General features: G+C 37.6%; 7 protein-coding genes. 2 read left to right on the forward strand and 5 right to left on the reverse strand.

The features are described from left to right. The first annotated feature begins 50 nt into the window (after positions 1–50). The gene (locus IQ247_RS20915; protein ID WP_193923052.1) at positions 51–1,730 is read left to right on the forward strand and encodes a serine/threonine-protein kinase; all 1,680 of its coding nucleotides are present in this window, start codon (positions 51–53) and stop codon (positions 1,728–1,730) included. 20 nt (positions 1,731–1,750) lie between these two features. Here the strand turns inward: IQ247_RS20915 and IQ247_RS20920 are convergent, their stop codons facing one another. From IQ247_RS20920 to IQ247_RS20940, 5 genes are all read right to left on the reverse strand, one after another. After that, entirely contained in the window at positions 1,751–1,933 is a 183-nt protein-coding gene (locus IQ247_RS20920) for a DUF1822 family protein (RefSeq protein ID WP_193923053.1), read from the reverse strand. A 74-nt stretch (positions 1,934–2,007) separates the two neighbouring features. Continuing rightward, positions 2,008–2,268 (reverse strand): hypothetical protein, encoded by a 261-nt coding sequence (locus IQ247_RS20925; RefSeq protein ID WP_193923054.1) that lies wholly within the window; start codon positions 2,266–2,268, stop codon positions 2,008–2,010. Between the two features lie 29 nt (positions 2,269–2,297). After that, positions 2,298–3,083, reverse strand: coding sequence for a sterol desaturase family protein (locus tag IQ247_RS20930; protein WP_193923055.1), 786 nt, complete (start codon positions 3,081–3,083; stop codon positions 2,298–2,300). A 117-nt stretch (positions 3,084–3,200) separates the two neighbouring features. Continuing rightward, positions 3,201–3,728 (reverse strand): DUF421 domain-containing protein, encoded by a 528-nt coding sequence (locus IQ247_RS20935; protein ID WP_193923056.1) that lies wholly within the window; start codon positions 3,726–3,728, stop codon positions 3,201–3,203. Positions 3,729–3,854: 126 nt separating this feature from the next. After that, a complete protein-coding gene (locus IQ247_RS20940) occupies positions 3,855–4,850 on the reverse strand; it encodes a DUF2382 domain-containing protein (RefSeq protein WP_193923057.1) in 996 nt (331 codons plus the stop codon). 817 nt (positions 4,851–5,667) lie between these two features. On the opposite strand from IQ247_RS20940, the gene IQ247_RS20945 reads away from it, so the two are divergent. Next, positions 5,668–6,819: a VWA domain-containing protein gene (locus IQ247_RS20945; RefSeq protein WP_193923059.1), complete on the forward strand. Its 1,152-nt coding sequence runs from the start codon at positions 5,668–5,670 to the stop codon at positions 6,817–6,819. Positions 6,820–6,921: the final 102 nt, after the last annotated feature.

Consider the following 6,921-nt stretch of genomic DNA (forward strand, 5'->3'; position numbering starts at 1 on the left):
ATTTTTATTGAAATTAAAAACACTTTATTAAATAGGATGGGTTCCTATAAATGAACTCCCCACTTTCATCAAATTCTTGGATAGGTCGCTTAATTGGCGATAATCAGCGATATCGTTTGGATAAAGGCTTAGGTGGTGGTGGCATGGGAGAAGTGTTCCTTGCTACTGATACCCGCCTTGGCAAGGAAGTTGCATTAAAATTACTCAAAGATAAATGGTTGGCATCGGGTGAGATGCGAAAACGCTTTGAGCGAGAAATTGCAATTTGTGCGGCTTTACAAAGCGAATATATCATTGAAATTAGCGATTGCGGAGTAACTAGCGAAGGTTTTCCATTTTATGTTATGGAGTATTTGCGGGGGCAAACTTTGCGATATTTGATGGCACGAGAAAAGCAATTATCACCAGAGCGAACCGTAAAAATTATGGCGCAGGTGTGCTTAGGATTGCAACTTCCCCATCAAGGAATTATTATGCAGCGCGATGGAAATAATAATCGCGATCGCATTAAAGTTATCCATCGTGACTTGAAGCCAGATAATATATTTTTACTACCTACATTTGGGGAGCGGGTGAAGATTTTAGATTTTGGAATTGCCAAAATTCATCATAACTCCTCGGAGAAAACAAATCTGACTAAAACATTTATCGGTACATTCCGCTATTCGTCACCGGAGCAAATTCAAAACGATCAAAATATAGATGCAAGAGCAGATATTTATAGTTTGGGAATTATTCTTTATGAAATGCTCAGTGCAGTAGACCCTTTTGGTTTAAGTATAGATGGCAACAAAGTTAGTGAAACTTCATGGTTGAACGCTCATGGCTATCGATCGCCAGTACCATTAAAGCAGCAACCAGGTTGTGAGCATTTGTCTTCGGAATTAGAAGCTGTAGTTTTAAAATGTCTACAAAAAAACCCCAGCAGCCGTTTTGCATCAGTTGAAGAACTGCGTCAAGCAATGGTTGCTGCTATTCAACCTGTAGCAGGAACTACCCAAACACAGCACAAAAAAGTTATTATTCAACCCAAATCGGCACAACCTCAACCGGGTTCAAATGACGAAACAGTTTCCAAACCCCAACCAGGTTCAAATGACGAAACAGTTTATAAACCCCAGCAACGACAATTAGACAATCAATCTGAAAGAGCAAATTCTCAGCCTCAGCCTTTGGTAACTGAAACTGAGTTATCTCAACAGCCACCAATCCAAAATCAACCCCAAGCACAGATTGAAGGTACAATATTTCAGACTCCACCATCTAATCCTCAACAACAAAGACCAGATAAGACCATCTTTCAACCGCGAATTCCTACTAGTCCCGAACCTGCAAAACCAGATAAGACCATCTTTCAACCGCGAACTCCTACTAGTCCCGAACCTCCGAAACCAGATAAGACCATCTTTCAACCGCGACCCAATAGCAATCCGGGACAACAACAGCCAATTGATGGTACAATCATGCAATCGCCCCCGCAAAACGTAAGTAACAGTAGAACTCCTGAAAAAACAATATACCAACCACGATCTGATTCTCCATCAAGCGGACAACAGAAAACAGAAAGTGTTATCAATCGGTTGAGAACAAATAATTTTCATATTTTGCAAATTATTGGTATTACTTTGGCTTTGCTATCGCTTGGTATTATTTTTTACTTTATTGTTAGTAGAAACAAACCAAATGATCGGAAAGTTCCACAAACAGAAAAAATTCAAAGTTCCTTCTAGTGGTCTTTTTGATTTATCTTTTACAATTCAAAATTTTCAGTAATACTAGAATCTTCTAAAGTAACTTGTATACTAAACTTTTTCCCAAGTTCGCCTTTAAAAGTGTTTAATTGAATGCAATTATCCTGAATTCTAGAAGTTACTTCGCAATCGTTCAAGCGTAGTAGTCGCCAAAAGTCCAATCGAGCGGCTATGAATAACAATTATATGTTGACGATTCTTGCTGCTTGTTTATGTCATCATCATGATGCTTCTAAAGCTTCTTGTCAATAGGGTTTCAGATGCGCTTAACCTGTAATCCTAGTAAGCCCATAAAACAAGCAATAATCATTAAAGAAAATATATTAAAGCTGATACCAGAACCATCGGTATTATTCTTCCAACGTAAAACCCAAAAATAACCTTCTCCAATTTCAAATGACGGAACCCTCAGCAGAAGAAAAAGCCCTGCCATTCCTAGACATATTACAATTAAAAGCAAGAATGCACTAATAGTTATACCTAACCAAGTTTTGAATTTTGAGTTGATGTTTCTCATCTTTTTAACTTGAAAGATAAATTATCTGTTTAGATTTGCTTTTTCATTGCAGCTATTTTTTGATTTTCATAATTTGGATCGTGAGTACCTAAGAGTTTATCCCAAAATGTAAAATACAATCCATAATGTAGGGTATATTTACGATGATGTATTAAGTGATGTTTTGAGCCAATAAACCATTTCCCCAACCAGTTGGAATAAAAGGATGATGGAAATAACTCGAATCCAATGTGATTAAATAATGCCCATACTGTCATTACTAATAACGCTGTAAGTAAAGTTATGTAATGAAGTGGTAAAACAAAAACTATGCATACAAAGAATATAGCTTGTATAACTGCTTCACCTGGATCAAATGCAAAGGATGTCCAAGGTGTAGGTTCTCCAGAACGATGATGACCGTAATGCAGCTTTTTAAAAAGTAAGGGATGGTGAAAAACTTTATGCATAAAGTAAAAATATGCATCTTGAAGCACTAGTAAGAGTATAAAACTAATGCCTAAATACCACAACCCATATTTATTTACAGAAGTGTATAAACGGGTAAATCCTAAGTCATATCCTGTGATAATTAATGCTGCACAAAAAGCAAAAATTATCGCACATAATAACGATAATTCCATGTCTTTTTTAATGCTTTTCCACAACGGAGGCTGACGACCTAAATTACGTTTGTCAATAGGCTTTAGAAAAATAGAATAGAAGAGTAAATGGGTTACCCCACAAATTAAAAAGTAGCGACTAATAATAATACCGAATAGAGCAAGCCAATCTAAGCAAAACTTGTTTATGACCAAAAATAAATTTTGTTGCAAAATAACTCCTTAATTGAATCAAAAATAAGAATTTTCTTTATTATCAATTAATTCTTATTTTACAACAGATTACTGTAATGCTGATTTATTTAAATATCAAATATTATTATTTACTTATCAAATTCTGGCTGTCTCTCTAGGATAACCTTTTACATCAACCAGTGCAGAAGCTGAAGACCTTTTAAGTTTCTCAATTACACTAAAGCTACCATCTGTTTCTAAAATTACAGCTTCTACATCTTCTATACCCGCGATTCCTTTTGCACGTAAAGCTGCTAATACTTCACCTTCAGTTACTCTTTGATGTCGTAAAGCATTCTGCTGTAATTCACCTTGAAAAAGTAATAAAGTTGGTTCTGATTTAATCCATCCTTGAAAAATTTTAGAACGCACAGAAAGCCAGGTCATCACAAATTGGAAAAACACTAACATTCCAATTCCTAAAACTCCCTGTGCCAAGGAAGTATCTGTTGATAACACTAAGTTTGCTAACATCGAACCTAATGCAATCGTAACAATAAAATCAAAAGAATTCCATTTTGATAAAGTCCGCTTTCCGGAAATACGTAATATAAAAATTATCGCCGCATAACCAAGGCTTCCAAATATCAAACTGTTCAGCAAAGCATCCCAACTATTAAACATTTTTTTTCGATTACTAATATTTAATTTTAAAAAAATAAGTTAGGCAGAATTATTCTAATATTGATACTTTCTGCCTGGTAAAAAATATATTTAGGATTACCTAAATATATCATTTCCACTTAAGTTTTATCGGTCTCTACGAATTGTGGAGTTATCATCAACATCAATGTCTAATTCTTCACGACGAATTCTTTCTTGTGCTTCCACAGTATCGCGTTCAACTTCTTTACGAACTCTGACTTCTTCGCGAACAAAAGCTTCTTTGTCAATATCAGCAGATTCTTCGTAAATATCCATACGAGCCACTTCTCCACCAGAAAAATCAGCCGCACCCGGAGATACTACTCTTTCATTTGTAGGATTGGTACGCTCAATTACTACTCTTTCTTTCTCAACAGGAACCGCTACTCTGGCTGTTTCCGTTTCAACGTGCTTACCGATAGAAACCTCACCCGCTTTATGACGTTCTTTATCTGCTACCAAACGTTCTTCATAAAGCTTCACGTTGTTATTATTTGCAACTTCTGCTGTGGGAGCAGGTTCAGGAGTTCTTGCTACAGGTTGTGCAGTTTGTGTTGGTGCATTGTAAATCCCGAATTCTTCAACACCACAACGACGCATTATAGATTCTGCACGTTGGACTTCAGCTTCCGTACCAGTTACCATTACTAAGAAACTACCACCAGAAACTCGATCGCTGTAAATTTTCGCTTTTTCTTCAGGAATACCCAATCCGATTAAAGCACCAACTAAACCACCAGTGGCTGCACCAATTGCACCACCAGCTAAAGTCGTTGCGATCGCAGTTGCTTCTGCACCAGCGAATATAATCGGACCGATACCAGGAATTGCTAAGGCTCCTAAACCTACAAGTAACCCAGTAATTCCACCCAAAGCACCACCAGTTAAGGCTCCAGCAGCAGCACCTTCATCTGCTTTGTTGCCTACTTTTTCTGTTGTTTCGACACCATCTAATTTATCGGCATCCCGTGCTATTACAGAGATTCTATCTTCATGAAAACCAGCATCTTTTAATCCACGAACGGCAGCTTCTGCTTCTTCGCGACTATAAAATAAACCAGCAGCTCTTTTATATTCGATATTATTTGTATAACCCGTCATTATTGACCTCCTAATTAACAATAAATACTAGTGTCATAGCTGTATCTAAAAATTAAGATTCACACTAGCCTGTACGCAAAAAAAAGTTTGCTTACATTTAAATCATCTCAAGCTTTTCCGAATATCGCTTCTATCAAAAGAACAGTGAGTAAGTTAATCGAAAGATAGAATAATTCTCAATATCTGACTAAAACCAAGTATTTTGGCATGATTTGTTTGAAATTAACTTTTTTCATGGAAAAATTTCTTGAACACAAATTGCTCGATTAATCAAAGTCATATGATTTTTAAATTTTTTTAAAGCATTTAGCTGTAAAGGGTTTAGTCAATTACAAGTAACTCAAAAATATATTTATCTTTCAAGATACCTAATTATCAAATAGTTTATTTGTTCGCATTTATTTAGATATAGTTATTGAAATATAGCTCTCATATCATCTTTAAAAATAATCAATCTAGCTTCAGGTAGATTCAGAAGTAAAATTGATATAACTTGCGATGGAATTTGACCTTTTTAGGGCTTAGAGAAAGAAACGCGGTTTCTAGACAAAATCGTTGTTTTCACTACCAGATATGGACGAATAAACCGGGTTTCCGATTTCAAATGCGTAAGTTCTAACTAACAGGAATAGCCGCTTCGGAACCGCACCCCCGTAGGGTGAATGTCACAATAACCCGTTAGTGCGTGACATTACAAACCTGATTTTTACGTTCAAAATCCTTCAAAGTGTCACACAACGGCAATAAAAATGTGCCAGTTACGTAAGTCCCGACTAATTTAAAATCTAAAATCTAAAATTTAAAATCCAAAATAGATATGACTCAAAGCTCAGAAAACGAACGCTTACGTCGATGGAGGCTCATCCTGGGAAGCGAAGAAGCGGAAGGTACTGGCTGTAAACTAACTGGTGCGGATGCCAAAATTGATAAATCTTTAAATGCGCTGTATGATTCGGAACGGTCTGGAGGCTTGGGTAGTTCATCACTAAAAGTTGCTCGTTGGCTAGGTGATATCCGCACTTATTTTCCTTCATCTGTGGTAAAAGTGATGCAGAAAGATGCACTCGAACGGCTCAACCTGCGTCAAATGTTACTTCAACCAGAAATGCTCTCAGCAGTGGAACCAGATGTACATTTGGTCGCAGATTTGCTGTCTTTAAGTAATATCATGCCTGAAAAAACCAAAGATACAGCTCGTCAAGTTGTGCGGTGCGTTGTCGAAGAATTGCAGCGTAAACTGACAAATCCCACCCATCAAGCCGTCATGGGAAGCCTCAACCGTACTACCCGCAACCATCGTCCCCGTCATCACGAAATCGATTGGAACCGCACCATCCGCGCTAATCTCAAACATTATCAACCCGAATACCGCACAATTATTCCTGAACTTCGCATCGGCTACGGACGCAAACGTAGTAATTTACGCAACATTATACTTTGCATCGACCAAAGTGGCTCAATGGCAACTTCTGTAGTTTATGCAGGAATATTTGGAGCCGTTTTAGCATCATTACCCGCAATTCAAACACGGATAATTGTCTTTGACACAGCAGTTGTAGATTTAACCGAAGAAGCTAATGACCCAGTAGATTTACTGTTTGGCACCCAACTCGGTGGCGGTACGGATATTAACCGAGCGCTAGCATATTGTCAAAGTTTGATTGAGCAACCCCAAAATACGATTTTAGTATTAATTAGCGACTTGTACGAAGGTGGCGATCGCCAACAAATGTTAAAGCGGATGGCGGCAATCGTAAATTCTGGAGTACAGTTAGTAACTTTACTTGCCTTGAATGACGAAGGCGCACCAATGTACGACCATAGCATAGCAGAAGAATTCGCCCTTATGGGTAGTCCGGCTTTCGCTTGCAGTCCAAATAAATTCCCCGATTTAATGGCAGCGGCAATTGAAAGGCAGGATATAGCTCAATGGGCGGCAGCTAATGATATTGTGACTACAAGGGTTTGATAGTTGATGGTTGATGGTTGATGGTGGTTAGTTGATGGTTGATGGTGGTTAGTTGATGGTTGATGGTGGTTAGTTGATAGTTGATGGTGGTTAGTTGATGGT

This window comes from Plectonema cf. radiosum LEGE 06105, from assembly GCF_015207665.1.
Classification (GTDB): domain Bacteria; phylum Cyanobacteriota; class Cyanobacteriia; order Cyanobacteriales; family Nostocaceae; genus Rivularia; species Rivularia radiosa_A.